Here is a 26,426-nt window from a genome sequence, read left to right as displayed (position 1 = left end):
TTATTTTTGCTTGAGCAGCGGCCCCAGGTATTTGCCGGTCACGCTGGCGGCATTCTTGGCCACGGTTTCCGGCGAGCCGGTGGCGATGATCTGGCCGCCGCCGGCGCCGCCTTCCGGACCCAGGTCCACCACCCAGTCGGCGGTCTTGATGACGTCCAGGTTGTGCTCGATGATGACCAGGGTATTGCCCTGGTCGCGCAGGCGGTGTATCACCTTCAGCAGCAGGTCGATATCGTGGAAGTGCAGGCCGGTGGTGGGCTCGTCCAGGATGTACAGGGTGCGTCCCGTGTCGCGCTTGGACAGCTCCAGCGACAGCTTGACGCGCTGCGCCTCGCCGCCCGACAAGGTGGTGGCGCTCTGCCCCAGCTTGATGTAGCCCAGGCCCACGTCCAGCAGGGTCTGCAGCTTGCGGGCGATCAGCGGCACCGGCTTGAAGAACTCGTGCGCGTCCTCCACCGTCATGTCCAGGATTTCCGTGATGTTCTTGCCCTTGTACTGCACTTCCAGCGTTTCGCGGTTGTAGCGCTTGCCGTGGCACACGTCGCAGGGCACGTACACGTCCGGCAGGAAGTGCATTTCCACTTTCAGCACGCCGTCGCCCTGGCAGGCTTCGCAGCGGCCGCCCTTGACGTTGAACGAGAAGCGCCCGGCGCTGTAGCCGCGCTCCTTGGCGGTGGGCACGGTGGCGAACAGGTCGCGGATGGGCGTGAACAAACCGGTATAGGTGGCCGGATTCGAGCGCGGGGTGCGGCCTATGGGCGCTTGGTCCACCGAGATCACCTTGTCGAAGTGTTCCAGGCCGCTGATGCTGTCGTGCGGCGCCGGCTCCGTCTGTGAACCATACAGGTGGCGCGACAGGGCCGGGAACAGGGTGTCGTTGATCAGGGTCGACTTGCCGGAGCCGGACACGCCGGTCACGCAGGTCATCAGGCCCACCGGCAGCGACAGGGTCACTTTCTTCAGGTTGTTGCCGGTGGCGCCGGTGATGACCAGCTGCTTGTCCGGATCGGCCTCATGGCGCTTGGCCGGCACCGTGATCTTTTTGGTGCCATTCAGGTACTGGGCCGTCAGCGACTGCTTGTTCTTCAGGATGTCCTTCAGCGGGCCGGCCGCGATCACGTCGCCGCCGTGCACGCCGGCGCCCTGGCCCATGTCGACAATGTAGTCGGCGGTGCGGATGGCGTCCTCGTCATGCTCCACCACCAGCACGCTGTTGCCGATGTCGCGCAGGTGCTTGAGGGTGTCGATCAGGCGGTCGTTGTCGCGCTGGTGCAGGCCGATGGAAGGCTCGTCCAGCACGTACATGACGCCGGTCAGGCCGGAGCCGATCTGCGAAGCCAGGCGGATGCGCTGCGCCTCGCCGCCCGACAGGGTATCCGCGCTGCGGTCCAGCGACAGGTAGTCCAGGCCGACATTGTTGAGGAACTGCAGGCGCGAGACGATTTCCTTGACCACGCGGTCGGCGATATCCTTCTTGGCGCCGCGCAGCTTGAGCTGCTCGAAGAAGCTCAGGGTTTCGCGCAGCGGCTTCTCGGCAATCTCGTAAATGGCTTTTTCCTGCTTGCCGGTGCCGACCTTGACATAGCGCGCTTCCACCCGCAGGCGTGCGCCCTCGCAGGACGGGCATTTCTTCTCGTTGATGAACTTGGCCAGCTCTTCCTTGACCGCCATGGAATCGGTTTCGCGGTAGCGCCGCGCCAGGTTGTTGACCACGCCTTCGAAGGTGTGTTCCTTGACCACGGCGCGGCCGCGCTCGTTGACATAGGTGAAGGGGATGTTCTGCTTGCCGGAACCGTTCAGTATCACGTCCTGGGCCGATTTCGGCAGCTTCTCGAAGGGCAGGTCCAGGTCGAAGCCGTAATAGGCCGCCAGGTTGGACAGCATCTGGAAATAAAACTGGTTGCGGCGGTCCCAGCCCTTGACGGCGCCCGAGGCCAGCGACAGGTTGGGGAAGGCCACGATGCGCTTGGGATCGAAGAATTCGATATGGCCCAGGCCGTCGCACTCGGGGCAGGCGCCCATGGGGTTGTTGAACGAGAACAGGCGCGGCTCCAGCTCCTGCAGCGAGTAGCCGCAGGTGTTGCAGGCGAACTTGTTGGAGAACACGTGCTCTGCACCGGTATCCATCTCCAGCGCCACGGCGCGGCCGTCGGCCAGGCGCAGCGCGGTTTCAAAGCTTTCGGCCAGGCGCTGCTTGAGGTCGGGCGTGACCTTGATGCGGTCCACCACCACGTCGATGGTGTGCTTTTCCGTTTTCTTCAGCTTGGGCAGGTCGTCCACTTCATAGATCTTGGCGTCGTGGGTGCCGCTCTGCACGCGGAAGCGCACGAAGCCCTGGGCCTGCATCTGCTCGAACAGGTCGGAATGCTCGCCCTTGCGGTTGGCCACCACGGGCGCCAGTACCATCAGCTTGGTGCCCTCGGGCATGGCCAGCACGGCATCCACCATTTGCGACACGGTCTGGGCAGCCAGGGCCTGGTCCGGGTGGTTGATGCAATACGGCGTGCCCACGCGCGCGTACAAGAGGCGCAGGTAGTCGTGGATCTCGGTCACCGTGCCCACCGTCGAGCGCGGGTTGTGCGAGGTGGCTTTCTGCTCGATGGAGATGGCCGGCGACAGGCCCTCGATCAGGTCCACGTCCGGCTTTTCCATCAGCTGCAAGAACTGGCGCGCATAGGCCGACAGCGACTCCACGTAGCGGCGCTGGCCCTCCGCATACAAGGTATCGAAAGCCAGCGACGACTTGCCGGAGCCGGACAGGCCGGTAATCACGATCAGCTTGTTGCGCGGCAGGTCGAGATTGATGTTTTTCAGGTTGTGCGTGCGAGCGCCGCGGATGCGGATCTGTTCCATGGAATCCTTGCTTTCAATAGGAGCGGGGGCCAACCCGATACTATAGCCGGGTTTGCAAACGCGAGCGCAGGTGTTGAGCTATCTCGTGTTCGCATGGCGAGACACTGTATATAATACCAGTATTTGGTTGCGTGCATTCAAAAGTGGGGAAGGCGCGCAGGCTTGGCATATAATCCCCGTTTGAGCATTTTTCAAGCGCGAACTCAGGAGTTTTCTCTCATGGCATCAGTCAACAAAGTCATCATCGTCGGCAATCTGGGCCGCGACCCCGAAGTCCGCTACATGCCCAGCGGCGACGCGATCGCGAACATTGCCGTGGCGACCTCTTACCGGTCCAAGGACCGCAACACCGGCGAGCAAAAAGAGCTCACCGAGTGGCACCGCATTTCCTTCTTCGGCCGCCTGGCGGAAATCGTCAGCCAGTACCTGAAAAAAGGTTCCTCGGTCTACGTCGAAGGCCGCCTGCAGACCCGCAAGTACACCGACAAGGACGGCGTCGAGAAATACGCAACCGACATCATCGCGGAAAACATGCAAATGCTGGGCGGTCGCCAGGGCATGGGCGGCGGCGATTCCATGGACGACATGGGCGGCGGCGGTTACGACGCGCCCCCTAGCCGTCCGGCTCCGCGCCCGCAGCAAGCGGCTCCGGCGCCACGCCCGGCACCGAAGCCGGCGCCGAATTTTTCGGATATGGATGACGATATTCCGTTCTAAATCCGTCACGGGCCCAATGCAAAGATCCCAGCCTTCATGGCTGGGATTTTTTATTTCTGCGGACATTTTTCGCCAGTTGTGATGTTTGGTGATATTTTGGTAACGTCCTTGCGGCAATAATTGCCGTACCGGCCAAGGCGCGACCCGGCGGACCATGCAGCGCCTATCCTTCAAACAAAGGTGGAGTCCGATGGCGACAAAATCACACAACACGGCTGTCCCTGTTCAATGCTATGTATTGCTGCCCAGCCGGGGCCTGCGCTCCGAGGCGCTGCGGGAGACCTTGGCGCCGCAGGCTGGCTTTTCGTCTGCCTTGTCGGCCAGGCTGGGCGCGCAGGGGCTGGCCAAGGGCGCGGTCAAGCCGGCGGCGGCCATCAAGATCCTGCATTCGAGCGCGGACACCGGCCCCAAGCTGGTGGAGCTTAGCGATGCCGCCGCCACCGCTTTGAAGGCCAGCAATGCCGGCGTCAAGCTGGTGCCGCTGGTGCGCTACCAGGTGGCGCGCAGCCCCAGGCTGGCCATCGAACAGCGCGCCGGCAGCGGCAAGCTGGTTGCCGCCAAGACCGCCGGCATCAACCTCAAGGTGGTCGATGCCGCCAGCGGCAAGCCGGTGCGCGGCGCCCAGGTCGTAGCCTTCACCAGCTTCGACAAGCGGCAGGGCGAGCAGGGCGTCACCAATGCCAAAGGGGTGGTCACCCTGAAGTTTTCCACTTCCAGCAAGACCCTGGACTTGCTGCTCATCTATGGGCCGGCCGGCTACTGGGGCCTGTGCGAGCGCGCCGTGAAAATCAGCAATGGCGGCAGCGTCAGCATTGCGCCGGTCGACCTGGGCGTGCCGGACTTCCTCGATACAGCCTACGGCGCCCACGCGGCCGATGCTGGCGCCGGTGTGCGGGTCGGGGTGATCGACACCGGGGTCGATGGCAAGCATCCGGACCTGAAGGTGCTGGGCGGCGCCGCTTTCGTCGCCGACGAGAACGACGCCGGCGGCTGGGGACCGGCCAAAGAGGAAGGCGAGCATGGCACCCATGTGGCTGGCATTATCAGCGCCCGCGGCAAGGCGCCGGCCGGCAAGCAGGGCGTGGCGCCCGGGGTGGAACTGTACAGCTACCGCGTGTTCCCGAATGCTGGCGGCGGCGCCAGCAACTACGACATCCTGCGCGCCATAGAGCAGGGCGTGCAGGACCGGTGCGACTTGCTGAACCTGAGCCTGGGCGGCGCTTCGCCGGACGAGGCGGTGCACGACGCCATCAAGGACGCGTACGACAAGGGCACCCTGTGCATCGTCGCGGCAGGCAATGATGGACGCCAGCCAGTGTCGTATCCGGCCGCCTGGACGGAATCCATCGCCGTCTCGGCCGCCGGGCGGCAGGGCACCTTCCCCGCCAACTCCACCGAGGCGCTGGACGTGGTGCCGCCGGCGGCCAGCAGCAGCCCGCAGCTGTTCATCGCGCAGTTTTCCAATGTGGGGCCGGAAATCGACCTGACCGGGCCGGGTGTCGGCATCGTGTCCACCCTGCCGGGCGGCGTGTATGGCGTGATGAGCGGCACTTCCATGGCCTGTCCGGCCGCCACCGGCGCCGCCGCCGCGCTGCTGGCCGCCCAGCCCAAGGTGCTCAAGATGAAGCGCAACCGCGACCGCGCCATCGCCATGCTGGCCGTGATCAACGCGGCGGCCCAGCCACTGGGCTTCCCCAAGAACCTGGAAGGATTGGGCATGCTGCCCTGAGCGGCGCGGTGCTTGTGCTATATTGGTTTCATGAGCCAAGTTATCCTGCGGCGCACCCCTGATGCGACCGTGTCCACCGAACAGGCGCTGGCCCTGGTGGGCGCGAGCGGGCACGGACGCGTCATCCATCACAGCGGCGACAATCTCCTGGTCGAGATTGCTGACGGTGAGCTCGCCGCACTGCAAGGCAAGCTGGCGGGCTGGATCGTGTCGCCGCAAGGGGAGCGCATTCCCGTGCCGGATACCCGGCGCGGCGTGCGATAAGGAAGGGACTCAGTACGCTCCGAACACCCTGTCCAGGGCGCACAAGATGTCGAATTGCTGCATGCCCGCCGAAGCGATATGGACTTTGAGCTCGCTTGACGGGATAGCGCCCAGTTGCGGGGTGTCCATGACATGATCTTGCCCATGGACCGTGATGATGGGGAATAGATCTGGTGGTAAGGCCATGGATGAAAACGCCGACAAGGGACGGAGCGGCACAACTATCCTGGTGGCCAATCCGCTGATGACGTTGCTTTGCACATCGACCAGATAAGGAATGTTGCGCCGGTTCTTGCCCGGATTGGCGAAAATATCGAAGCGGCTCATCAGAACGACCGCCACTCTTCAAGGGCCAGGCCTTCCTCCTCTACCCGCCGGTTGTAAGCAGCCAGGAACGCTGCATGCTCCACGTTCCATTGCTGTTCTTTACGCAGTTGAATTTCTTCGCGCAAGCGCTGTTCGCAAACCTGTGAAATGTTAATACCCAGGCTTTTTGCGGCTTGATACACATCAAGCGACAGCGTGATGTTTGTTGCCTTTTTTGCGGGGAGTTTTTGAGGGGATTTCATGATGTTGCGATGCGCATCAGAAATGTGATGAAGTATGCGCATTATAGCTTGCGGTGGTGTGCGCGCTGCTTGATGTACATCAGATCAAAAGGCCGGATCCGGCTGCGGCCGGGCCGGCACATTACCTCTCAGGCCAGCCTGGCCTTGAACAACTCCGTGGTGCGCTGCCAGGCCAGCTTGGCGGCGGCGGCGTCGTAGCGCGGGGTGGTATCGTTGTTGAAGCCGTGTTCGACGCCGGGGTAGACGTGGTATTCATAGGCCACGCCGGCCGCCTTCAGGGCTTGCTCGTAGGCAGGCCAGCCGGCGCGGATGCGCTCGTCGTTGCCGGCGTCGTGGATCAGCAGGGCGGCCTTGATATTTTCGATGCCGCTCCTGGGCTGGGCGCCGTAGAACGGCACCGCCGCCTTCAGATCCGGCAGCTGGGTGGCGAGATAGTTGGCAATCCCGCCGCCATAGCAGAAGCCCACCACGCCCAGCTTGCCATTGCCTGCCGGTAGCTGCTGCAGCCAGCGCGCGGCGGCGACGAAATCGGCGCGCGTCTTGTTCTGGTCCAGCTTGCTGAACAGGGTGCGAGCCTGGTCCTCATCGCCCGGATAGCCGCCCAGCGTGTACAGGGCGTCCGGCGCGAAAGCGATAAAGCCGTCCAGCGCCAGGCGGCGCGCGATGTCCTCGATGTGCGCGTTCAGGCCGCGGTTCTCGTGCACCACCAGCACCAGCGGCAGCCTGGCCTCGGCCCTGGCCGGCGACACCAGATAGCCGCGCACCTTGCCATTGCCATCGGGCGAGGGCAGCTCGGCATAGCGCGCCTTGAGGCGGCTATCGTCCGGCTTGACCAGGGGCGCCGCGAAGCTGGGGCTGAGTGAGGCCAGCAGACCGGCGGCGGTACTGCCGCCCACGGCGTAGCGCGTGGCCGAGGACAGGAAATCGCGGCGGCTGATGCCGCCATGGACATACTGGTCGAACAGTTTCAGTACTTCGGGGTCAAAGTCGGCAGCGGTTGGACGGGGCATGTTGGCTCCCTCATGTTGGTTGAAAAGCCAGTGTAGCCCAGCGGCGTGACACTGTCGGCTCCGTGAAATATGCCGATACAAAATGTTGATGGGCGGGCTGGGGCAATGGTAGCTGTAACAGATTATAAGTTGTAAAATCATTTTACAACCTCTGGGTTGTGATATATAAAAACAACCTTAAAGCTGTATTCGATATTTACCAGATTGGCGGCCATGAATTATCCAATCCAAACTGTGCAGCAATTGCGACCATTGCTGGTTGGGTTCCGTAAGCGCTTGGGCCTGTCGCAAGCAGCAGTGGCCGAATTGCTCGGGGTGACCCAGCAGAGTTACGCCAAGATAGAGGCTAACCCGGCCACCACCAGTGTCGAGCGGCTGTTCACCATTCTGCGCTTACTCGGCGTCGAAATAGGCGTGAGCCAGGTTGTGGCATCTGGTGAAGAGGTGGCATCCGGAACGGTTGTTTCGGCGTCATCAGACAGTGTGCGCCGCAAGGCAAGAGTGGCCGCACCAGCCAGGATACAACCCCCTTCCAAGACCGTAGAGGACTGGTAGCACGGGACGCCGCGCACACGCCCAGCGCTTGCATATCTGGCTCAACGGCACGCCGGTCGGCTATTGGGATGCCGCGGCCAACGATAATACCCTGACCTACTTTGACGAATGGGCGAACGACGAGCAGGGAAGGCCGCTATCACTGTCGCTGCCATTTTTGCCAGGCAACGCGCCACATCGTGGACAGGTCGTGGCGAACTACTTCGATAATCTGCTGCCCGACAGCGATACCATACGCCGCCGAATAGCACGGCACTTCAGCACAGACGGCATCGCGCCACACCAGTTGCTGGAGGCTGTAGGGCGCGACTGCGTGGGCGCGATCCAGCTATTGCCGCCGGATGAAACGCCCAGCGACATTTTTTCGATCAACGGCCAACCGCTGGACGAGCATGGCGTGGCGATGCTGCTGCGTCACACCGTATCCGATGTCGCGCTGGGGCAGGGCAACGAAGTCCCGAACAGGCATAATTATGTTTTCTGTACTGATATGGCAACAGTATGTTGGATGATATTAAAGTAAATGGGAGATTGTTGATGGCATTATATGCCGAACTGATCAGATAGGACATGTCGTCCAAATCGACAGATCGGGAGAACATGTCGATTTTTTCCGTAAAAATGGACATGTTGTGATGACATATCCAAGAAATCGACATATCAAAATCATTTGTCGATTTTGAAGACGTTTGTAAAGGTACTTCACCGACATGTCGAAGACATCGACTTGCAAAGTATCTTCAACCGAAATAGTGTACAGTCAGGAGTCGCTGATAGTGTGTTGACACTGGACCAAGAGGAAGGGCTTACATTGCTGTAAGCCCTTAAATTGATTGGTGCCGGCTGCCGGTTTCGAACTGGCCACCTGATGATTACAAATCAACTGCTCTACCAAATGAGCTAAGCCGGCGTGATCGAAGCTGATTATACGCTATCTGACGTCATTTGATGCGGGTCAGCGTGGGGCGTCCGCCCTTTTTCGGCGGTTCGTTGTCGTTGTCGGGGCCGGCGGACGGCTCGTCGGCCAGCGGGGCCGGCGGCGGCACGGCGGCCAGGGATGGCGCAGGTGCGGGCGCCGCTTCCGGTTCGCGCGGCGGCGGCGGGGCGTCCAGCACCGGCTCGAAGGCCATGCCCTGGCCGTTCTCGCTGGCATAAATCGCCATCACGTTATTAACGGGCACGAAAATCTCGCGCGATACGCCGCCGAAGCGGGCGTGGAAGCGGATGCTGTCGTTGTCCATCTTCAGGCCGGAAGTGGCGCCGAAGCTGATGTTGAGGACGATTTCGCCCTTCTTGACGTATTCCATGGGCACCTGCGTGGCGGCGTCGACCTTGACGGCCAGGTAGGGCGTGTAGCCGCTATCGGTGCACCACTCGTAAATGGCGCGCAGCAGATAGGGCTTGGTTGAGATCTCGGACATAGGTTCTGGTCTTGCGTAAACCGGGCCGGCCGCCGCCCGTGTGCGGGACGGCGGCCACCCAGGGCGGGAAGCGTCCGCTTAGCGGCGCATCACCTTTTCGGACGGCGTCAGCGCTTCGATGTAGGCCGGGCGCGAGAAGATGCGCTCGGCGTATTTCATCAGCGGCGCGGCGGTCTTGGACAGCTCGATGCCGTAATGGTCCAGGCGCCACAGCAGCGGTGCCACGGCCACGTCCAGCATGGAGAACTCATCGCCCAGCATGTACTTGTTCTTCAGGAACAGCGGGGCCAGGGTGGTCAGGCGGTCGCGGATTTCGGCGCGGGCCTTGTCGTGGCTCTTGTCGTTGCCTTTGGCGCGCTCGCTTTCCAGCACGTGCACGTGGACGAACAATTCCTTCTCGAAGTTGAACAGCATCAAACGGGCGCGGGCGCGCATCAGCGGATCGGCCGGCATCAGCTGGGGGTGCGGGAAGCGCTCGTCGATGTACTCGTTGATGATGTTCGATTCGTACAGTATCAGTTCGCGTTCGACCAGGATGGGCACCTGGCCGTAGGGATTCATGGTGGAGATGTCTTCCGGCTTGTTGAACAGGTCGACGTCGCGCACTTCGAAGTCCATGCCTTTTTCAAACAGGACCAGGCGGCAGCGCTGCGAAAATGGGCAGGTGGTGCCCGAGTAGAGAACCATCATCTTTATAGTTCCTTAGAAACAAATATAGGGTGATGCCGCGAACGGCTCACCCTGAATCTTACCCGCCAGCACGGGTAACATGAAACGAGCGCCGGCAAGCCGGCGCCCTCGCTTTATTTGACCTCTTTCCAGAACGATGCGTTCAGGCGCCAGGCCAGCAGCGCAAAAAAGGCCATGAAGAGCACCACCACCACGCCGAGGCGCTTGCGGGTCTGCTGTGCCGGTTCGGCCATCCATTCCATGTAACCGACCAGGTCGGCCACGGCGTTGTCGAACTCCAGCGGCTTCAGCTTACCCGGCGCGACTTGCTCGAAACCGGCGAACTGGTGCACCTTCTTGCCTTCCTCGTGGGGATCGGCCACTTCTTCCATCTTGGCTCTGTTCACCCCCTGCAGCTCCCACAGCACATGCGGCATCGCCACATTGGCCACCACCAGGTTGTTCCAGCCGGTCGGGCGGGTGTCATCCTTGTAGAAGGTGCGCAGGTAAGTGTACAGATAGTCGCCCCCGGTGCCCGCACCCGACGCCTTGGCGCGCGCGATCACCGACAAATCCGGCGGCACCACGCCGAACCAGGCCTTCGCGTCCTTGGGGTTCATCGTGGTGGTCATCATGTCACCGACTTTTTCGCCGGTGAACAAGAGGTTGTTCTTAATCTGATCTTCCGTCAACCCCAGGTCGCGCAGCCGGTTATAGCGCATCGACGAAGCATTGTGGCAGTTCAGGCAGTAATTCACGAACAGCTTGGCGCCGTGCTGCAGCGCCGCCAGGTTGTTCGACCGGTCCGGCGCCTTGTCCAGGGCGATGCCGCCTTCGTTTGCAAACACCATCCCGGGCAGCAATGCCAGGATGGCAAGTACTTTTTTCGGAAAATTCATGTATTGTCCTTTGTTTGCTTGAGCTAAGTCAACTGTCAGTGCGCATGGAAGGTGACGCGGTCGGGCACTTTCTTGAAGGTGCCCATGGCGCTCCACCATGGCATCAGCAGGAAGAAGCTGAAGTAGATCAAGGTGCAAACCTGGGAAACAATGGTTTTCGCCTCGGTCGGCGGCTGGGTGCCCAGGTAGCCCAGGGTCAGGAACGACAGGCCGAACACGGCGTACACGTATTTGTGCCAGTTCGGACGGTAGCGGATGGATTTCACCGGCGAATGGTCCAGCCATGGCAGGAAGGCCAGCAGCACCACCGAGGAACCGAAGAACACCACGCCCCAGAACTTGGCGTCCAGCACTTGCGGCAGCATGCCGACGATGGCCACCAGGCCGACCACGGCAATCACGGTCTTGACCATGCTGGGCAGGCGCGACTTGAGCCAGATGAACACCACGTAGGCGGCCACGGCGAACATCAGCACGTACATGAAGTCGGCCGTGGTGGCGCGCAGCACCGAGTAGAACGGGGTGAAGTACCAGGTCGGGGCAATGTGCAGCGGGGTCTTGAGCGGGTCGCCCGGCAGGAAGTTATTGTATTCCAGGAAATAACCGCCCATTTCCGGCGCGAAGAAGACCACCGCGCTGAAGATCAGCAGGAAGATCGACACGCCGAACAAATCGTGCACCGTGTAGTAGGGGTGCGAGGGGATGCCGTCCAGCGGATGGCCGTCCGGGCCCGGGGTTTCCTTGATTTCGATGCCGTCCGGGTTGCTGGAGCCGACTTCGTGCAGGGCGATCAGGTGCGCCGCCACCAGGCCCAGCAGGACCAGCGGAATGGCGATCACGTGGAAGGCGAAGAAGCGGTTCAGGGTGGCGTCCGACACCACGTAGTCGCCGCGTATCCACAGCGACAGGTCGGGGCCGATCAGCGGGATGGCGCCGAACAGGTTGACGATCACCTGGGCGCCCCAGTACGACATCTGGCCCCAGGGCAGCAGGTAGCCGAAGAAGGCCTCGGCCATCAGGCACAGGAAGATGGCAAAGCCGAACAGCCAGATCAGCTCGCGCGGCTTGCGGTAGGAACCGTACAGCAGGCCGCGCGTCATGTGCAGGTAGACGATGATGAAGAAGGCGGAAGCCCCGGTCGAGTGCATATAGCGCACCAGCCAGCCCCACGGCACTTCCCGCATGATGTATTCGACCGAACCGAAGGCCAGGTTGGCGTCCGGCTTGTAGTGCATGGTCAGGAAAATCCCGGTGACGATCTGCAGCACCAGCACCAGCATGGCCAGCGAGCCGAAGATGTACCAGAAATTGAAATTCTTGGGCGCGTAGTACTTGCCCCATTGGTCGTTCCACAGCTTGGTCAGCGGGAACCGGTCATCCACCCATCCCAGGGCTCTTTGCGCGGCCGGTGTGTTGGGGGGGAATTTTGTCTCCTTGAACGCCGCCATGTTTATGCCTCGCCTTTCTCGTCTTTGCCGATGAGCAGCTTGTTATCGCTCAGGTACATATAACGGGGGACTTGCAGGTTGTCCGGGGCCGGCTTGTTCTTGAACACGCGGCCGGCCAGGTCGAAGGTGGAACCGTGGCAGGGGCACAGGAAGCCGCCGGCCCAGTCGTCCGGCAGCGAGGGCTGCGGACCCGGGGTGAACTTGGAGGAGGGCGAGCAGCCCAGGTGGGTGCAGATGCCGACCGCCACCAGCAGCTCGGGCTTGCGCGAGCGCCATTCGTTGCGGGCGTATTCGGGCGTGAATTCATCGGGATTGCGCTTGGATTCGGCGTCCGCCACCTTGCCGTCGGTCTGCTTGAGCGAGGCGATCATTTCCGGGGTGCGCTTGAGTATCCACACCGGCTTGCCGCGCCATTCCACGGTCTTCATTTCGCCCGGCTGCAGCGAGGAAATATCCACCTCGACCGGGGCGCCGGCCGCCTTGGCGCGCTCGGAGGGCTGGAAGGTGCTTACCAGTGCGCCGGCGGTGCTGATACCCACCACGCCGCCGGCCGCGCACGTCGCGACGAGCAGACCGCGGCGGCCGGGATCGACTTGCTTTTCAATACTCATACTAACCCCATAGTCAAAGTGCCAAAGGAAACCAAACTTTCGAGGCGACAACTTAATTACTAGCAATCAGAAATTATAGAGTAAGCGGTATGCGAGTTAAAGCAAATGCATTGACTAGTCATTAAGTAGTATCCCCGCGCATGCCTATGCAACTTATAGCAAAAAACGGCCTCCAATTGCGCAGCTGGCAAGCGTGTTTGGATTCTAATTGGAAAAATAGTATGATCCACCAGCAGTTTTGTTTACAAATGACCACATAGCGAGGATGCCTATATGACAATGATGCAGGAATTCAAAGAATTTGCCATGAAGGGCAATGTGGTCGATCTGGCGGTCGGCGTCATCATCGGCGGCGCCTTCGGCAAGATCGTCGATTCCCTGGTGCAGGACATCATCATGCCGCCCATCGGCAAGCTGTTCGGCGGCCTCGATTTCGCCAACTACTACATCCCCCTGAACGGCCAGGCTGCCGGGCTCAGTCTGGCGGAAGCCAAGAAGCTGGGCGCGGTGTTCGCCTACGGGAATTTCTTCACCATCCTGCTGAACTTCGTCATCCTCGCCTTCGTCATCTTCCAGATGGTGCGCCTGATGAACAAGGCGCGCAACCTGCGCCACGCAGAAAAAGCGGCCGAGCCGGCCCCGCCGCCGCCGCCCACCCCGGAAGACATCGTGCTGCTGCGCGAAATCCGCGACTCCCTGAAGAAATAAATCCTGGACACGGCCGCGCGCCCCGCCATGCGACGACTCTGGCTCCTGTTTGCGCAAACCGTCACGGTGCTGCTGGCCCTGTACTTCGTGTACGTGGCGGTGGGGCCGCAGGGCCAGGCGCCGGTGCGCACCCAGCAGCTGGGCGACGCAAACCATCCGGCACCCATGCTGGAGGCCGGTCCCGGCAAGGCGCCGGCCCCGGCGGTGCAGTCCTACCGGACCGCGGCCGCGCGCGCCATGCCGGCCGTGGTCAACATCATCACCAGCAAGAAGCCCAAGCGCGGCAAGCATCCGCTGCTGCGCGATCCCTTCTTCAAGCGGTTTTTCGGCGAACGCGACGAGGAAAGCGACGAGGAATCCAGCCTGGGTTCGGGCGTTATCGTCTCGCCCGAAGGCTATATCCTCACCAACAACCACGTGGTGGAGGCGGCCGACGAGATCGAGGTGGTACTGACCGATGGCCGCAAGGCCGCCGCCAAGGTGGTCGGCACCGATCCCGAGACCGACCTGGCCGTGATCAAGATTACCCTGGACAAGCTGCCGGTGATCGTGCTGGGCCAGGCCGAGCAGGCCCAGGTGGGCGACGTGGTGCTGGCCATCGGCAACCCCTTTGGCGTGGGCCAGACCGTCACCATGGGCATCATTTCCGCCCTGGGCCGCAACAACCTGCACATCAACCACTTCGAGAATTTCATCCAGACCGACGCCGCCATCAACTTCGGCAATTCGGGCGGGGCGCTGGTGGACACCAGCGGCAACCTGCTGGGCATTAACTCGGCAATCTACTCGCAGACCGGCGGCTCGGTCGGCATCGGCTTCGCCATTCCTGTTTCCACCGCCAAGACCGTGATGGAAGCCATCATCAAGTCCGGCCACGTGGTGCGCGGCTGGATAGGCGTGGAGTCGCAGGAAATCACGCCCGAGCTGGCGGCCACCTTCGGCCTGACGCGCCAGAGCGGCGCCATCATTGCCGGCGTGGTGCGCAACGGCCCGGCCGACAAGGGCGGCATCCGTCCCGGCGACATCCTGGTGGCGGTGGATGGCAAGCCGGTGGCCGACACCAACCAGATGATGAATTTGATCGCCCAGCTGGTGCCGGGCGAAGCGGCCACCATGACCATCCTGCGCAAGAACAAGGAAGCCAAGCTGGAGCTGAAGGTGGGCAAGCGCCCGTCCAATATCCGCTGAGCCTCCGCGCCCCCAACCGACCATAGCCATGCACCTGCGCGACCTGACCCAATACCTGGCCGAACTGGCCGAGAACAATAACCGCCCCTGGTTCATCATGAACAAGCCGCGCTACGACATCCTGCGCGAGGAATTCCTGCAACTGGTGACCGAGCTCATTGCCGAGCTGGGCAAGACCGATCCGGCGGTCAAGTTCTGCAATCCCAAGAAAGCCATGTTCCGCATCAACCGCGACGTGCGCTTCGCCCATGACAAGAGTCCGTACAAGACGCGCTTCTCGGCCGCCATCGCGCCCAACGACATGCGGCGGCCCAGCAAGGCGGGCGGTCCCACCTACTACATGCACATCGAGAATGGCATGCTGCTGTTCGGCGCCGGCGAATACATGCCGCCGCCGGGCCGCCTGAAGGCGCTGCGCCAGCACCTGGTGGACGATGCGGCCGGCTTCACCAAGGCGATCAGGAACAAGAAGCTGCGCGCCACCTATGGCGACATCCAGAACGAGGGCAAGCTGCAGCGCCCGCCCAAGGGCTTCGATCCCGAGGCCGAGCATATCGAGTACATCAAGCTGAAGAGCTTTTTCGTGTGGACCGAGGTCAAGCCCGACCTGAACAAGCCGGAGCTGCTGGTGCCGACCATCGTGTCGGGCTGGCGCGACGCCTACCCGCTGGTGCAGTGGATGCGCGGCGCGAAAGAAGAAGAAGCGGAAGAATAAGGCCGCTCAGGCGCGACGCGCCAGTTCCTCGCGCGGGTCGCGCGCCAGCAGCTGGGTCACCATGGCCTTGGGCGGGTGGCCGTCGAACAGCACCCCGGCCACCGCATTGGTGATCGGCATGTCCACGCCCAGCCTGGCAGCCAGCTCGCGCACCGCCTTGGCACAGGGCACGCCCTCGGCCACGTGGCCCAGCTCTTGCACGATTTGCGCCAGCGGCTTGCCCTCGGCCAGGCCCAGGCCCACGCGCCGGTTGCGCGACAGGTCGCCGGTGCAAGTCAGTATCAAATCGCCCATGCCGGCCAGGCCCATGAAGGTCTCGGCCTGTCCGCCCAGGGCCATGCCCAGGCGCGTGATTTCGGCCAGGCCGCGCGTGATCAGCGCGGCGCGCGCGTTCAGGCCCAGTCCCAGGCCGTCCGCCACGCCGGTGGCAATGGCCAGCACATTCTTGACGGCGCCGCCCACTTCCACCCCGACCAGGTCGGTGCTGGAATACACGCGCAGGCTGCCGCCATGGACGGCGCCCACCACGCAATCGCGCAGCGCCGCCGAGGCCGACGCAATGGTCAGCGCGCACGGCAGGCCGCGCGCCACTTCCTGCGCGAACGAGGGGCCGGACAGGGCGCCGCACGGCACCGTGTCTCCCAGCAGCTCACGCACGATCTGGTGCGGCAGCAGGCCGGTCTCGTATTCGAAGCCCTTGCACAGCCACACCAGGTTGGGGATGGCGCGCCCGCGCAATTGTTGCAGCAGCGGCCGCAGGCCGGCCACCGGATTGGCCGCGACCAGCAGGGCGCCCGGCGCGGCCACGTGGGCCAGGGCCGCCCCGAAGTCGGCCGTCACGTGCAGGCCGGGCGGGAAGGGATGGCCGGGCAGGTAGGGGCGGTTGTCGCGCTCGGCGGCCATCTGGCGCACGGCGTCCGGATTGCGCGCCCACAGCAGCACGTCGTGGCGCTGCGCCAGGGCGATGGCCACGGCCGTGCCCCAGGCGCCGGCGCCCAGCACCGTCACGGCGCGCCGGGCGGGGGAGGAATTCTGTTGCTCTTGCATGGGAAGGGGGGCTGGATGCGGGACTAGATGCCCCAGATATCGGCGTTCTTGACGTAGCCGGCGCTGCCGTCGCGGTGGCGCACCTTGACCCAGCCGCCGGCCGCCGCTTCCACCGCCTCCAGCAGCACGCCCTTGTCGACGGCAAAGGCGATGGCGCCGTTGTCGTCCGGGGTGGCGCGGATTTTCAGGTTGGGCGTGCGCACGATGACGTTGCGCTTGGCGCTCAGGCCCTTGGCCTCGGTCCAGGCCAGTTCGCCGGTCACGTCGCGCACCTTGACCCACTCGCCATAGGTCAGCACCACTTCCAGCGGCGCGCCGCGCGGCACCACGAACAGCTTGCTGCCCTTGGTGGAGGGGGCGTCGTACAGGATGACGGGCGCGGCGCCCACCGTCTTGAAGTCGAATGCCTGGCTGCCGGCCGCTGCCAGCGCCATGGCCAGGCCTGCGATCAAACGGGGTATGCTCATACCGTCCTAGAAATAAAAAGAGGGTGTTTTAAACTGGCCGGTGCGTGGCGCTGCAACAAAGACACTGCGCCTGCACGGCGAGGCGCGGCGGCGCCACGGCCAGTTTAAAGCAGCCTCAAGCCCAAAGACCGGAGGGCCTTTGGGCAGGATTGCACTACTGCGACCCGCTTACTGGGTGGCGTCGGTGGTCGGGGCGTTCTGGGCCGCTTCGGCGATGGCGGCCAGGCGCTGCTGGTAGAACACCTCGAAGTTGATCTCGGCCAGGTGCACGGGCGGGAAGCCGGCACGGGTGATCACGTCGGCGATGTTGGCGCGCAGGTAGGGGTAGACGATGTTGGGGCAGCCGATGCCCAGCAGCGGATCCAGCTGTTCAGCAGGGATGTTGCGGGCTTCGAAGATGCCGGCCTGCTTGCCTTCCACCAGGAAAGCGACCTTGTCCTTGACCTTGGCGGTCACGGTGATGGTCACGGTCGATTCATAGATGCCGTCAGCCAGGGGCTCGGCGCCCACGTCCAGGGCCACCTCGATGGTCGGGGCTTCCTGCTCCAGGAAGATGGCGGGCGAATTCGGTTGTTCCAGCGACAGGTCTTTCAGGTAGACACGTTGAATTTGGAACACGGGTTGCAGGTTTTCGTCAGACATGGAACGCTTTCGTTATGGTGTCAAAGAGCGGCAGGGCCGCCCGGCATGGTGGGCAGCCATTGTATCAAAACCAATTTGGTTGGAAACCCCTTTGCGGCCGCATCACCATATTTGGCGACACTTAGGCATTTAACAAGGGGTCGAGGCGTCCCGCTTGATCCAGCGCATACAAGTCGTCGAAACCGCCCACGTGGGTGTCGCCCACGTAGATTTGCGGCACGGTGCGGCGGCCCGTCTTTTGCATCATCAGGACGCGCTGTTCCGGATCGAGGTCGACCCGGATCTTTTCGATGCTCACGCCCTTGGCGGTGAGAAGGCGCTCGGCGCGCACGCAATACGGGCAAACGGCCGTGGTGTACATGATTACAGGTGCGGTCATACGAATCTCCCTTATTTGGCCAGCGGCAGGCCGGCTTTTTGCCAGGCAGCGATGCCGCCTTCCAGGTTCACCACGTCCGCGAAGCCGGCTTTCTGCAGCAGGGCGGAGGCCGCGAAGGCGCGCGTGCCCTTCTGGCACACCACCACCACGGCGCGGTTCTTCAGCTTGTCCAGCTCGGACACGCGCTGCGGCAAGTCCTTGAGCGGAATGTTCTTGGCGTCGGGCAAATGACCGGCGCTGAACTCCTGGGCGTCGCGTACGTCCAAGATGGTGGTCTTGCCGCGATTAATCAACAACGTGACTTCTTGCGGGGTGGCGCGCTTGCCGCGCTGGGTCAGGGCCGGCCACAGCAGGGCGCCGCCGGACACGAGGACGATGGCGATCAGGAAAATATTGTCAATGAAGAATTTCACGGCGTTCCAATGGTTGAAGTGATTCCGCGCATTATAAAATAGAAGCTGAAAGAGTTCCCGGGTGCCCGCCGCGTCCTGGCCTCTGCCCTGTCTACCCACTATTTTGCGAATATCCTATGTACAAAATCGTATTCATGCGCCATGGCGAATCCACCTGGAACCTGTCCAACCGCTTCACCGGCTGGACCGACGTGGACCTGACCGACAAGGGCGTGGCCGAGGCCAAGGCGGCCGGCACCGTGCTCAAGGAAGCGGGCTACACCTTCGACCTGGCCTACACCTCGGTGCTCAAGCGCGCCATCCGCACCCTGTGGCTGACCCTGGATTCCATGGACTTGATGTACCTGCCGATCAAGCATGACTGGCGTTTGAACGAGCGCCACTACGGCGCCCTGCAGGGCCTGGACAAGGGCGAAACCGCCGCCAAGTACGGCGACGAGCAGGTGCTGGTCTGGCGCCGCAGCTACGACACCCCGCCGCCGGCGCTGGAAGAGGGCGACGACCGCACCTCCTTCAACGATCCGCGCTACGCGGGCCTGCCGAAGTCGTCCATCCCGCTGACCGAGTGCCTGAAGGACACCGTGGCCCGCGTGCTGCCGGCCTGGAACGAGGAAATCGCCCCGGCCATCCGCGCCGGCAAGAACATCCTGATCTCGGCCCACGGCAACAGCCTGCGCGCCCTGATCAAGATGCTGGACGGCATTAGCGACGAGGAAATCGTCGGCCTCAACATCCCCAACGGCCAGCCGCTGGTGTACGAGCTCGATGCCGACCTCAAGCCCATCCGCCACTATTACCTGGGCGACGCCGACGCCATCGCAGCGGCCCAGGCCGCCGTGGCCAACCAGGGAAAGGCCAAGTAATTTGACTTCTGGCGTGGTAAGACGGCTGATACGGCGCGGCAGGGTCCCCGGTCTGGCGCTGGGCCTGCTGCTGGCCATGGGCGCGCCTGCCGCGCCCGCCATGGCGGCGCCGGCCAAGCCCACCGAGCGCAGCAAGCAGAAGCTGCAGGCCGAAGCCGAGCGCTCGGGCCTGCAGCAAAAGCTGTCGGCCCTGAAACGCGACATCGGCAAGACCGAGAGCGCGCGCGAGGACGCGGCCGACACCCTGGCCGAGTCCGAGGAAGCCATTTCCAACGCCAACCGCGCCCTGCGCGACTTGCAGCAGGAGCAGGGCGATACCAACGACAAGCTCAAGCAGCTGTCCGCCGAGCACGAGCGCCTGGCCGCCGTGGTCGAGCAGCAGAAAAAGCAGCTGGCCCAGCTGCTGCGGGAGCACTACGTGGCCGGCAACGAAGACCGCATCAAGCTTCTGTTGTCCGGCGACAATCCCAACCGCATCAACCGCGACCTGCAACTGCTGGCCTATGTGTCGCAGGCCCAGGCGCGCCTGCTGGCCTCGCTGCGCGCCAACCTGGCGGCGGTGGAAACCAACCAGGCCGCGACCCAGAACGCGAAAGACGAGCTGGAAGAAATAGCCCAGGAACAATTGCAGCAGAAAGCCCTGCTGGAGAAGGAAAAGGCGCGCCGCGCCGCGCTGCTGGCTTCGTTGTCCACCAAGCTGGCGGCCCAGCGCAAGGAAGCGGGCAACCTGGAGCGCGACGAACAGCGCATGAGCGGCCTGATCGACAAGCTCAACAAGCTGATCGCCGAGCAGGCGGCCGCTGCCGCCGCCGAGAAAAAACGCCAGGAGCAGCTGGCCGCCGCCCGCAAGGCCGAGGCCGAGGAGAAGGCCAGGGCGCTCGCCGCGGCCAAGGCGCGTGCAAAAGAGGAAGCGCGCCTGAAAGCCGAGCAGGAGCGCCTGGCCAAGGCTGGCCAGTCGACGTCCGGCACCATCAAGCCGCCGCCCAAGCCGGCCCCGGCCGACGCCATCGAGCCGCCCAAGGTGGCGCAGCAGCCGGCCGTCGTTGCGCCCAAGCCGGAGCCGGCCCAGCCCAGCGTGGCCGAGCTGCAAGCCCGGCCGGCGCCGCGTCCGGCCGACGTGGCGCTGGCCCCGGCCGCACCGGACGGCGCGTTTGCCAGCCTGCGCGGCCAGCTGCGCGCGCCCGTGTCGGGCAAGGTGGCGGCCCGCTTCGGCGCCAAGCGCGGCGACGGCCCCACCTGGAAAGGCATGTTCATCCGTGCCGGCGAAGGCACCGAGATCCACGCCATTGCCGGCGGCCGGGTGGTGTTTGCCGAATGGCTGCGCGGCTTCGGCAACCTGATCATCGTCGACCATGGCGGGCAGTACATGAGTATTTACGGCAATAACCAATCCCTGCTGAAGCGGGCCGGCGACGTGGTCAAGGCAGGTGACACCATCGCCAGCGCCGGAAACAGCGGCGGCAACGAGGAATCGGGGCTATACTTCGAACTTCGCCATCAGGGCCGGGCATTTGACCCCGCGACCTGGGTCAGGTTCTAAGAGGCCGTTTCAAAATGACCATGGCGTCGTTGCAGCTCCTTGCCGTGCAGGCGCACTGTCTTCGTCGCCGCGCCTCGCCACGGCCATTTTGAAACGGCCTCAAGATTTACGGATCCTACATGGGCAAAAAACTCAAGAGCATGGGCCTGGTCGGCCTGGGCATGGTGGCCGGCATCGCCGTGTCGCTGCAATATTCCGCGATCGCGCAGCGCCTGGGCGCCGCGCCGCTGCCGCTGGACGAATTGCGCCAGATGTCGGACGTGTTCAGCCTGATCAAGACCGACTACGTGGAAAGCGTGGACGACAAGAAGCTGCTGACGGAAGCCATTTCCGGCATGGTGGCCTCGCTCGATCCGCACTCGGTTTACCTGGACCAGAAAGCCTTCCGCGAGATGCGCGAGACCGTATCCGGCAAGTTCGTCGGCATCGGCATCGAGGTCGGCATGGAGGATGGCTACATCAAGGTGGTCTCGCCCATCGAGGACTCGCCCGCCTTCAAGGCCGGCATCAAGGCCGGCGACCAGATCACCCGCATCGACGGCGCCCTGATCAAGGGCCAGAGCCTGGACGAGGCGGTCAAGAAGATGCGCGGCGAGCCGCACTCCAAGGTGGCGCTCACCATCATGCGCAAGGATGAGGACAAGCCCATCAACCTGACCATCACGCGCGAGGAAATCCGGGTCCAGAGCGTCAAGGCCAAGATTGTCGAGCCCGGCTACGGCTGGCTGCGCATCGCGCAGTTCCAGGACCCTACCGTGGAGGACATGGTCAAGAAGATCAACGAGTTGTACCGCCAGGATCCCAAGCTCAAGGGCCTGGTGCTGGACTTGCGCAACGATCCGGGCGGCCTGGTGCCGGGCGCCATCGGCGTCTCGGCCGCCTTCCTGCCCAAGGATGCGGTGGTGGTGTCCACCAATGGCCAGCTGCCCGAATCCAAGCAGACCTTCTACGCCCGCCGCGAGTTCTACACCACCCATGGCGGCGGCGATCCGCTGGCCAAGCTGCCGGCCGCGCTCAAGGACGTGCCGCTGGTGGTGCTGGTCAACGGCGGTTCCGCCTCGGCCTCGGAAATCGTGGCCGGCGCCCTGCAGGACTACAAGCGCGCCACCATCATGGGCAGCCAGACCTTTGGCAAGGGTTCGGTGCAGACCCTGCGCCAGCTGTCGGCCGACACCGCCGTCAAGCTGACCACGGCGCGCTACTACACGCCGCACAACCGCGCCATCCAGGCCAAGGGCATCATGCCCGACCTGCTGGTCGATGAATATGCGGACGGCGACGGCCTGAACGCCCTGCGCGTGCGCGAGGCCGACTTGCAGAAGCACCTGGGCAACGACAAGGAAGACTCGGCCGCCCAGGCCGCCGACGCCGCCGCCGAGGCGGCGCGCAACGCCCGCCGCGAAGCGGACGAGGAGCGCCTGGTGCAGATGGCCAAGAAGTACAAGCCGGTGGAATTCGGCTCCAGGGACGACTTCCAGCTGGCCCAGGCCCTCAACCACTTCAAGGGCTTGCCGGTCAAGCTGGCCCGGGGCGACGCGGCGCCAGCCGCCGGCGCCGCGGTGGGCGAGATCAAGTCGGACAGCAAGACCGATGCCTCTCCTCCGTCCAAGGCCGAGCCCAAGGGGGACAAGAAGGCTCCCGCCAGGCCCGCCGCCCCGGCCGTGAAATAGCCGCGCCGCCGCCGATGGACGACTCGCAACTGTTGCGCTACTCGCGCCACATCCTGCTCGACGAAATCGGCATCGAAGGCCAGCAGCGCCTGCTGGACGCGCACGCGCTGGTGATAGGCGCCGGCGGCCTCGGTTCGCCGGCCAGCCTGTTCCTGGCCTCGGCCGGTGTCGGCCGCATCACCCTGGTCGATAACGACACGGTCGACCTCACCAATCTGCAGCGCCAGATCGCCCACACGACGGAACGGGTCGGCCAGCCCAAGGCAGTGTCGGCCAGACAGGCGCTGCTGGAACTCAATCCGGACATCGAGGTGACCGCCCTGCAGGAGCGCGCCGACGCCGCCCGCCTGGCGGAACTGGTGGCCACGGCCGACGTCGTGCTCGATTGCAGCGACAACTTCGCCACCCGCCACGCCGTCAACCGCGCCTGCCAGCAGCATGGCAAGCCGCTGGTGTCGGGCGCCGTGATCCGCTTCGACGGCCAGCTCAGCGTGTTCGATCCGCGCGGCGGCCAGCTGCCCTGCTATGCCTGTTTGTTCCCGGAGGACCAGCGCTTCGAGGAAGTGGCCTGCGCCACCATGGGCGTGTTTGCGCCACTGGTGGGCGTGGTCGGCGCGGCCCAGGCCGCCGAGGCGCTCAAGCTGCTGATGGGCGTGGGCGAACCGCTGGCGGGACGGCTGCTGATGCTGGACGGCCTGCGCATGGAATGGACCAGCATCAAGGTGGCGCGCAACCCGGCCTGTCCGGTGTGCGCTGGCCGCCACGCATAAAACCACCGTTCGTCACCCGAGGAGAGAGCCTTGAAGCCGCACCGATTGTTCGTCCTGCCGCTGGCCGCTGCATGGGCCGGGTTGATCGCACCGGCCCTGGCCGCCAGCACCACCAGCACCTTCGTGATCGTCGCCGAAAACGGCAAGACCCTCGGGCAGCAAGTGGTCGAACGCAGCGACGACGGCCTGACCAAGGTCGACTTCAGCTTCAAGGACAACGGCCGCGGGCCCGACCTGAAGGAAGAATTCCGCATCGGCCCCGACGGCACTATGACCGAGTACCGGGTCAAGGGCAACTCCACCTACGGCGCCGTGGTCGACGAGCATTTCGAGCGCAAGGGCGACCAGGCCAGCTGGCGTTCCACCACCGAGCAAGGCAGCAAGACAGTCAACGGTGCGGCTGCTTACCTGCCGCTGAACAACTCCTTCGAAGTGGTGTCGGCGGCCATCACCGCGCTGGCCAGGACGCCGGGCGGCAAGCTGCCGCTGCTGCCCTCCGGCACCCTGTCGCAGCAGGCGCTGGACATGGTGGAAGTCCGCAAGGGCGGCGAAAAACAAACCGTGCAGCTGGTGGCGCAGACCGGAGTCGGCCTGTCGCCCGCGTTCTATTGGGCCACCACCGGCGACGCGCCGCGCCTGTTCGGCGTCATCATTCCCGGCTTCGCCAGCATGCTGCCGGAAGGCTGGCAGGATAATGCCAAGACCCTGGCCGCGCGCCAGAAAGTGGCGGAAGCCAGGATGCTGGAAGACGCGGCCGCCAAACTGCAGCATCCGCTTCCCGGCCTGACCGTGGTGCGCAATGCGCGCGTGTTCGACAGCGAAAAGGCCAGCCTGGGCGCGCCATCCGACGTGTATGTGCTGCGCGGCCGCATCACGGCCGTGCTGCCGGCCGGCGCGCCGGTACGCGGCGCGGTCCAGGAGCTGGACGCCGGCGGCCGCGTGCTGCTGCCTGGCCTGTTCGATCTGCACGGCCACGTGGACCGCTGGGGCGGCGCACTGCACCTGGCGGCCGGCGTCACCACCGTGCGCGACATGGGCAACGACAACGAGCAGCTGCAGCTGATGCTGGACGAAACCGCTGCCGGCAAGCTGCTGATGCCGCAGGTGGTGCCGGCCGGCTTCCTGGAAGGCGAAAGCGCCTTCAGCTCGAATGGCGGTTTCGTCATCAAGGACCTGGCCCAGGCCAAAAACGCCATCGACTGGTACGCCGAGCACGGCTATCCGCAGCTGAAGATCTACAATTCCTTCCCGAAAGCCATCCTGAAGGAGACCGTGGCCTACGCCCACAGCCGCGGCATGCGGGTGTCCGGCCACATCCCTGCCGGGCTGCGCGCCCAGCAGGCGCTGGACGCCGGCTACGACGAAATCCAGCACATCAACCAGGTGCTGCTCAACTTCCTCGTCAAGCCTGACACGGAAACCCGCAACCTGAACCGCTTCGTGCTGCCGGCCGAGCAGGTGGCCGGGCTCGATTTCAATTCCAGGCCGGTCAAGGACTTCGTGGCCTACCTGGCCAGGAAGCAGATTTCCATCGACCCCACCCTGGCCACCTTCGCCTTCCTCAAGCAGCGCGACGGCGACATCAACGAGCCCTACGCGGCGGTGGCGTCCCACATGCCGCCCGACGTGGCGCGCGGCTTCGCGGTCGGCAGCATGAAGATTCCGGATGCCGCTACCCAGAAGCGCTACGAGAAATCCTACGCCAGGATGGTGGAATTCGTCGGCATTCTGTACCGCGCCGGCGTGCCCATCGTGGCTGGCACCGACGACCTGCCCGGCTTCACCCTGCATTCCGAGCTGGCACTGCTGGTCAAGGCCGGCCTGACCCCGGTCCAGGCCCTGCAGGTGGCTACCCGCAACGGGGCGCGCTACACGCGCACCAGCCACGAGCGCGGCAGCATCGCGCCCGGCAAGCTGGCCGACCTGGTGCTGGTGGACGGCGACCCGACCAGGAATATCGAGGACGTGCGCAAGGTGGCGGCCGTGATCACGCGCGGCTACCTGATCTATCCGCGCGAAGTCGACGCCGAGCTCGGCATCGCGCCGTTCGTACCGGATGCGCCACGGCTCAAGGCGCTCGCGCCGGTGTCCAGCTCGCAGGCGGCCGGCGGCAACGAGGGAGCGCGCAGCCGTATCGCGGCCAGCGCGCACCGGCATGAGTAATTCACACAGTAATGCTCAAGAGTAATCACCCTGTCATCAACATGGTGTAAAGAAGCGTAAAGCGGCGTTGCCCACCCGCTGGCTTAAGCGGCGGCTAAGCCCTGCCCGGTCCAATCGCAAGCTGTCACCAGCGGCGTTTCGGCCTTATACTCTGCACTTTCTCATTTGGTTAGCGTGTCATGAAAAATCGTTTCATCCCCCACCGTGTCCAGCGCGGCTTCACCCTGATCGAAATCATGGTGGTGGTGGTCATCATGGGCGTGCTGGCGGCGCTGGTGGTGCCCAAGCTGCTGAGCCGTACCGGCGAATCCAAGATCGCGGCCGCCAAGGTCGACATCGCCACCGTGATGCAGGCCCTGAAGCTGTACAAGCTGGACAACCAGCGCTATCCGACCACCGAGCAGGGCCTGCAGGCGCTGCTGACCAAGCCCACCAGCGGCCCGGCCGCCAACGGCTGGAAGGCCGGCGGCTACCTGGAAAAGATGCCCAAGGATCCCTGGGGCAATCCGTACCAGTACCTGTCGCCCGGCCTCAAGGGCGAGGTCGATGTGTTCTCGCTGGGCGCCGACGGCCAGCCCGGCGGCACCGGCGAGGATGCCGACATCGGCTCCTGGGATAACTGAGCGGAGCAGCTGGCATGCGCGCCGGCCCTGAGCGTGGCGCCCGCGGCTTCACGCTGATCGAAGTGCTGGTGGTGATGGTCATCTTTGGCATCACCCTGGGACTGGTGTCGCTGAACGCCATGCCGGACCAGCGCCAGAGCCTGCAGCAGGAAGCCCAGCGCATCGCCCTGCTGCTGCAGCTGGCGCGCGACGAGGCCATCGTGCGCAACCGCCTGGTGGCCTTCGAGGCCGGGGCCGACAGCTACCGCTTCCTGGTGCGCAACGACCGCCGCTGGCAGGTCATGGTGCAGGACGATTTGCTGCGCGAGCGCCAGTTCCAGCGCGGCCCGCTGACCCTGATGCTGGAACCCCAGCCCGAGATTCCCGGTCCAACCGTACGCATCGTGTTCGGGCGCGAGCCGGTGGACAAACCCTTTGTGCTGACCCTGGCGGGCGACGGCGGCAGCGTCGCCATCCGCGCCGACGGGGTCGGCCATTTCACGGTCGATTGAGC

Annotated in this window: 29 protein-coding genes and 1 tRNA gene; 15 read left to right on the top strand and 15 right to left on the bottom strand. The window is 64.1% G+C overall.

The features are described from left to right. Entirely contained in the window at positions 1-2,853 is a 2,853-nt protein-coding gene (gene uvrA, locus ACLB1G_RS10255; protein WP_491627091.1) for an excinuclease ABC subunit UvrA, read from the bottom strand. 219 nt (positions 2,854-3,072) lie between these two features. Here uvrA and ssb point away from each other — a divergent pair, with 219 nt between their 5' ends. The 3 genes from ssb to ACLB1G_RS10240 all read left to right on the top strand — a co-directional run bounded on the left by ssb (position 3,073) and on the right by ACLB1G_RS10240 (position 5,563). Then, positions 3,073-3,570, top strand: a complete 498-nt coding sequence (gene ssb / locus ACLB1G_RS10250) for a single-stranded DNA-binding protein (protein WP_491627090.1) — start codon at positions 3,073-3,075, stop codon at positions 3,568-3,570. Positions 3,571-3,808: 238 nt separating this feature from the next. Then, positions 3,809-5,299, top strand: a complete 1,491-nt coding sequence (locus ACLB1G_RS10245) for a S8 family serine peptidase (RefSeq protein ID WP_491627089.1) — start codon at positions 3,809-3,811, stop codon at positions 5,297-5,299. A 30-nt stretch (positions 5,300-5,329) separates the two neighbouring features. Next, positions 5,330-5,563 (top strand): hypothetical protein, encoded by a 234-nt coding sequence (locus tag ACLB1G_RS10240; protein WP_491627088.1) that lies wholly within the window; start codon positions 5,330-5,332, stop codon positions 5,561-5,563. 9 nt (positions 5,564-5,572) lie between these two features. Here the strand turns inward: ACLB1G_RS10240 and ACLB1G_RS10235 are convergent, their stop codons facing one another. The 3 genes from ACLB1G_RS10235 to ACLB1G_RS10225 form a co-directional block, all read right to left on the bottom strand. After that, a complete protein-coding gene (locus ACLB1G_RS10235) occupies positions 5,573-5,890 on the bottom strand; it encodes a CcdB family protein (RefSeq protein ID WP_491627087.1) in 318 nt (105 codons plus the stop codon). Then, positions 5,890-6,132, bottom strand: a complete 243-nt coding sequence (locus ACLB1G_RS10230) for a type II toxin-antitoxin system CcdA family antitoxin (protein ID WP_491627086.1) — start codon at positions 6,130-6,132, stop codon at positions 5,890-5,892. The genes ACLB1G_RS10235 and ACLB1G_RS10230 overlap by 1 nt, the downstream gene beginning before the upstream one ends. Before the next feature lie 128 nt (positions 6,133-6,260). Next, a complete protein-coding gene (locus tag ACLB1G_RS10225) occupies positions 6,261-7,142 on the bottom strand; it encodes a dienelactone hydrolase family protein (RefSeq protein WP_491627085.1) in 882 nt (293 codons plus the stop codon). 213 nt (positions 7,143-7,355) lie between these two features. On the opposite strand from ACLB1G_RS10225, the gene ACLB1G_RS10220 reads away from it, so the two are divergent. Next, positions 7,356-7,697: a helix-turn-helix transcriptional regulator gene (locus tag ACLB1G_RS10220; protein WP_491627084.1), complete on the top strand. Its 342-nt coding sequence runs from the start codon at positions 7,356-7,358 to the stop codon at positions 7,695-7,697. Positions 7,698-7,725: 28 nt separating this feature from the next. Then, positions 7,726-8,220 (top strand): HipA N-terminal domain-containing protein, encoded by a 495-nt coding sequence (locus tag ACLB1G_RS10215; protein ID WP_491627083.1) that lies wholly within the window; start codon positions 7,726-7,728, stop codon positions 8,218-8,220. A 311-nt stretch (positions 8,221-8,531) separates the two neighbouring features. On the opposite strand, the gene ACLB1G_RS10210 is transcribed toward ACLB1G_RS10215, so the two are convergent. The 6 genes from ACLB1G_RS10210 to petA form a co-directional block, all read right to left on the bottom strand. Next, positions 8,532-8,607 (bottom strand) — tRNA-Thr (locus ACLB1G_RS10210). A gap of 31 nt (positions 8,608-8,638) precedes the next feature. After that, a complete protein-coding gene (locus ACLB1G_RS10205; RefSeq protein ID WP_491627082.1) occupies positions 8,639-9,118 on the bottom strand; it encodes a ClpXP protease specificity-enhancing factor in 480 nt (159 codons plus the stop codon). 78 nt (positions 9,119-9,196) lie between these two features. Further along, on the bottom strand, positions 9,197-9,808 hold the full coding sequence (locus ACLB1G_RS10200) for a glutathione S-transferase N-terminal domain-containing protein (RefSeq protein WP_017877976.1): 612 nt from the start codon (positions 9,806-9,808) through the stop codon (positions 9,197-9,199). A gap of 113 nt (positions 9,809-9,921) precedes the next feature. Continuing rightward, the gene (locus ACLB1G_RS10195; protein ID WP_491627081.1) at positions 9,922-10,686 is read right to left on the bottom strand and encodes a cytochrome c1; all 765 of its coding nucleotides are present in this window, start codon (positions 10,684-10,686) and stop codon (positions 9,922-9,924) included. 35 nt (positions 10,687-10,721) lie between these two features. Then, complete coding sequence (locus ACLB1G_RS10190; RefSeq protein ID WP_491627080.1) at positions 10,722-12,134, bottom strand: cytochrome b; 1,413 nt, start codon at positions 12,132-12,134, stop codon at positions 10,722-10,724. Between the two features lie 2 nt (positions 12,135-12,136). Then, a complete protein-coding gene (gene petA, locus ACLB1G_RS10185; RefSeq protein WP_491627079.1) occupies positions 12,137-12,745 on the bottom strand; it encodes a ubiquinol-cytochrome c reductase iron-sulfur subunit in 609 nt (202 codons plus the stop codon). Between the two features lie 273 nt (positions 12,746-13,018). On the opposite strand from petA, the gene mscL reads away from it, so the two are divergent. From mscL to ACLB1G_RS10170, 3 genes are read left to right on the top strand one after another with little or no spacing between them, the layout of a single operon-like run. Beyond that, positions 13,019-13,453, top strand: coding sequence for a large conductance mechanosensitive channel protein MscL (gene mscL, locus ACLB1G_RS10180; RefSeq protein WP_491627078.1), 435 nt, complete (start codon positions 13,019-13,021; stop codon positions 13,451-13,453). Positions 13,454-13,480: 27 nt separating this feature from the next. After that, positions 13,481-14,641, top strand: coding sequence for a Do family serine endopeptidase (locus ACLB1G_RS10175; RefSeq protein ID WP_491627077.1), 1,161 nt, complete (start codon positions 13,481-13,483; stop codon positions 14,639-14,641). A gap of 28 nt (positions 14,642-14,669) precedes the next feature. Beyond that, a complete protein-coding gene (locus ACLB1G_RS10170; protein ID WP_491627076.1) occupies positions 14,670-15,356 on the top strand; it encodes a DUF2461 domain-containing protein in 687 nt (228 codons plus the stop codon). A gap of 6 nt (positions 15,357-15,362) precedes the next feature. Here ACLB1G_RS10170 and ACLB1G_RS10165 read toward each other — a convergent pair whose 3' ends face one another. The 5 genes from ACLB1G_RS10165 to ACLB1G_RS10145 all read right to left on the bottom strand — a co-directional run bounded on the left by ACLB1G_RS10165 (position 15,363) and on the right by ACLB1G_RS10145 (position 18,304). After that, positions 15,363-16,403 (bottom strand): NAD(P)H-dependent glycerol-3-phosphate dehydrogenase, encoded by a 1,041-nt coding sequence (locus ACLB1G_RS10165; protein ID WP_491627075.1) that lies wholly within the window; start codon positions 16,401-16,403, stop codon positions 15,363-15,365. Between the two features lie 23 nt (positions 16,404-16,426). Further along, the gene (locus tag ACLB1G_RS10160; protein WP_491627074.1) at positions 16,427-16,870 is read right to left on the bottom strand and encodes an SH3 domain-containing protein; all 444 of its coding nucleotides are present in this window, start codon (positions 16,868-16,870) and stop codon (positions 16,427-16,429) included. 168 nt (positions 16,871-17,038) lie between these two features. After that, on the bottom strand, positions 17,039-17,512 hold the full coding sequence (gene secB / locus ACLB1G_RS10155) for a protein-export chaperone SecB (protein ID WP_491627073.1): 474 nt from the start codon (positions 17,510-17,512) through the stop codon (positions 17,039-17,041). 121 nt (positions 17,513-17,633) lie between these two features. After that, positions 17,634-17,891 carry a glutaredoxin 3 gene (grxC, locus tag ACLB1G_RS10150; RefSeq protein WP_491627072.1) on the bottom strand — a complete coding sequence of 86 codons (258 nt, stop codon included), beginning with the start codon at positions 17,889-17,891 and terminating at the stop codon, positions 17,634-17,636. Between the two features lie 11 nt (positions 17,892-17,902). Further along, on the bottom strand, positions 17,903-18,304 hold the full coding sequence (locus ACLB1G_RS10145; protein ID WP_491627071.1) for a rhodanese-like domain-containing protein: 402 nt from the start codon (positions 18,302-18,304) through the stop codon (positions 17,903-17,905). A gap of 116 nt (positions 18,305-18,420) precedes the next feature. On the opposite strand from ACLB1G_RS10145, the gene gpmA reads away from it, so the two are divergent. The 7 genes from gpmA (at position 18,421) to gspH (ending at position 26,424) form a co-directional block, all read left to right on the top strand. Next, complete coding sequence (gene gpmA / locus ACLB1G_RS10140; RefSeq protein ID WP_491627070.1) at positions 18,421-19,167, top strand: 2,3-diphosphoglycerate-dependent phosphoglycerate mutase; 747 nt, start codon at positions 18,421-18,423, stop codon at positions 19,165-19,167. A gap of 76 nt (positions 19,168-19,243) precedes the next feature. After that, a complete protein-coding gene (locus ACLB1G_RS10135) occupies positions 19,244-20,707 on the top strand; it encodes a murein hydrolase activator EnvC family protein (RefSeq protein ID WP_491627272.1) in 1,464 nt (487 codons plus the stop codon). Between the two features lie 119 nt (positions 20,708-20,826). Then, positions 20,827-22,377, top strand: coding sequence for a S41 family peptidase (locus ACLB1G_RS10130; RefSeq protein WP_491627069.1), 1,551 nt, complete (start codon positions 20,827-20,829; stop codon positions 22,375-22,377). A 14-nt stretch (positions 22,378-22,391) separates the two neighbouring features. Then, a complete protein-coding gene (locus tag ACLB1G_RS10125; RefSeq protein WP_491627068.1) occupies positions 22,392-23,147 on the top strand; it encodes a HesA/MoeB/ThiF family protein in 756 nt (251 codons plus the stop codon). A gap of 30 nt (positions 23,148-23,177) precedes the next feature. Beyond that, entirely contained in the window at positions 23,178-25,310 is a 2,133-nt protein-coding gene (locus tag ACLB1G_RS10120) for an amidohydrolase family protein (RefSeq protein WP_491627067.1), read from the top strand. 179 nt (positions 25,311-25,489) lie between these two features. Then, the gene (gspG, locus tag ACLB1G_RS10115) at positions 25,490-25,933 is read left to right on the top strand and encodes a type II secretion system major pseudopilin GspG (protein ID WP_491627066.1); all 444 of its coding nucleotides are present in this window, start codon (positions 25,490-25,492) and stop codon (positions 25,931-25,933) included. Positions 25,934-25,947: 14 nt separating this feature from the next. Next, the gene (gspH, locus tag ACLB1G_RS10110) at positions 25,948-26,424 is read left to right on the top strand and encodes a type II secretion system minor pseudopilin GspH (RefSeq protein WP_491627065.1); all 477 of its coding nucleotides are present in this window, start codon (positions 25,948-25,950) and stop codon (positions 26,422-26,424) included. Positions 26,425-26,426: the final 2 nt, after the last annotated feature.

The organism is Duganella kummerowiae (assembly GCF_053572355.1).
The sequence above is the reverse complement of the archived record's forward strand: the minus strand, read 5'-3'. Positions and strand labels throughout refer to the sequence as shown.

What these genes read in the sequence shown, in the direction of transcription:
- uvrA (WP_491627091.1), bottom strand. Translation starts at nt 2,853, where the DNA reads ATGGAACAGATCCGCATCCGCGGCGCTCGCACGCACAACCTGAAAAAC.
- ssb (WP_491627090.1), top strand. Translation starts at nt 3,073, where the DNA reads ATGGCATCAGTCAACAAAGTCATCATCGTCGGCAATCTGGGCCGCGAC.
- ACLB1G_RS10240 (WP_491627088.1), top strand. Translation starts at nt 5,330, where the DNA reads ATGAGCCAAGTTATCCTGCGGCGCACCCCTGATGCGACCGTGTCCACC.
- ACLB1G_RS10235 (WP_491627087.1), bottom strand. Translation starts at nt 5,890, where the DNA reads ATGAGCCGCTTCGATATTTTCGCCAATCCGGGCAAGAACCGGCGCAAC.
- ACLB1G_RS10230 (WP_491627086.1), bottom strand. Translation starts at nt 6,132, where the DNA reads ATGAAATCCCCTCAAAAACTCCCCGCAAAAAAGGCAACAAACATCACG.
- ACLB1G_RS10225 (WP_491627085.1), bottom strand. Translation starts at nt 7,142, where the DNA reads ATGCCCCGTCCAACCGCTGCCGACTTTGACCCCGAAGTACTGAAACTG.
- ACLB1G_RS10220 (WP_491627084.1), top strand. Translation starts at nt 7,356, where the DNA reads ATGAATTATCCAATCCAAACTGTGCAGCAATTGCGACCATTGCTGGTT.
- ACLB1G_RS10205 (WP_491627082.1), bottom strand. Translation starts at nt 9,118, where the DNA reads ATGTCCGAGATCTCAACCAAGCCCTATCTGCTGCGCGCCATTTACGAG.
- ACLB1G_RS10200 (WP_017877976.1), bottom strand. Translation starts at nt 9,808, where the DNA reads ATGATGGTTCTCTACTCGGGCACCACCTGCCCATTTTCGCAGCGCTGC.
- ACLB1G_RS10195 (WP_491627081.1), bottom strand. Translation starts at nt 10,686, where the DNA reads ATGAATTTTCCGAAAAAAGTACTTGCCATCCTGGCATTGCTGCCCGGG.
- ACLB1G_RS10190 (WP_491627080.1), bottom strand. Translation starts at nt 12,134, where the DNA reads ATGGCGGCGTTCAAGGAGACAAAATTCCCCCCCAACACACCGGCCGCG.
- petA (WP_491627079.1), bottom strand. Translation starts at nt 12,745, where the DNA reads ATGAGTATTGAAAAGCAAGTCGATCCCGGCCGCCGCGGTCTGCTCGTC.
- mscL (WP_491627078.1), top strand. Translation starts at nt 13,019, where the DNA reads ATGACAATGATGCAGGAATTCAAAGAATTTGCCATGAAGGGCAATGTG.
- ACLB1G_RS10175 (WP_491627077.1), top strand. Translation starts at nt 13,481, where the DNA reads ATGCGACGACTCTGGCTCCTGTTTGCGCAAACCGTCACGGTGCTGCTG.
- ACLB1G_RS10170 (WP_491627076.1), top strand. Translation starts at nt 14,670, where the DNA reads ATGCACCTGCGCGACCTGACCCAATACCTGGCCGAACTGGCCGAGAAC.
- ACLB1G_RS10165 (WP_491627075.1), bottom strand. Translation starts at nt 16,403, where the DNA reads ATGCAAGAGCAACAGAATTCCTCCCCCGCCCGGCGCGCCGTGACGGTG.
- ACLB1G_RS10160 (WP_491627074.1), bottom strand. Translation starts at nt 16,870, where the DNA reads ATGAGCATACCCCGTTTGATCGCAGGCCTGGCCATGGCGCTGGCAGCG.
- secB (WP_491627073.1), bottom strand. Translation starts at nt 17,512, where the DNA reads ATGTCTGACGAAAACCTGCAACCCGTGTTCCAAATTCAACGTGTCTAC.
- grxC (WP_491627072.1), bottom strand. Translation starts at nt 17,891, where the DNA reads ATGACCGCACCTGTAATCATGTACACCACGGCCGTTTGCCCGTATTGC.
- gpmA (WP_491627070.1), top strand. Translation starts at nt 18,421, where the DNA reads ATGTACAAAATCGTATTCATGCGCCATGGCGAATCCACCTGGAACCTG.
- ACLB1G_RS10135 (WP_491627272.1), top strand. Translation starts at nt 19,244, where the DNA reads ATGGGCGCGCCTGCCGCGCCCGCCATGGCGGCGCCGGCCAAGCCCACC.
- ACLB1G_RS10130 (WP_491627069.1), top strand. Translation starts at nt 20,827, where the DNA reads ATGGGCAAAAAACTCAAGAGCATGGGCCTGGTCGGCCTGGGCATGGTG.
- ACLB1G_RS10125 (WP_491627068.1), top strand. Translation starts at nt 22,392, where the DNA reads ATGGACGACTCGCAACTGTTGCGCTACTCGCGCCACATCCTGCTCGAC.
- gspG (WP_491627066.1), top strand. Translation starts at nt 25,490, where the DNA reads ATGAAAAATCGTTTCATCCCCCACCGTGTCCAGCGCGGCTTCACCCTG.
- gspH (WP_491627065.1), top strand. Translation starts at nt 25,948, where the DNA reads ATGCGCGCCGGCCCTGAGCGTGGCGCCCGCGGCTTCACGCTGATCGAA.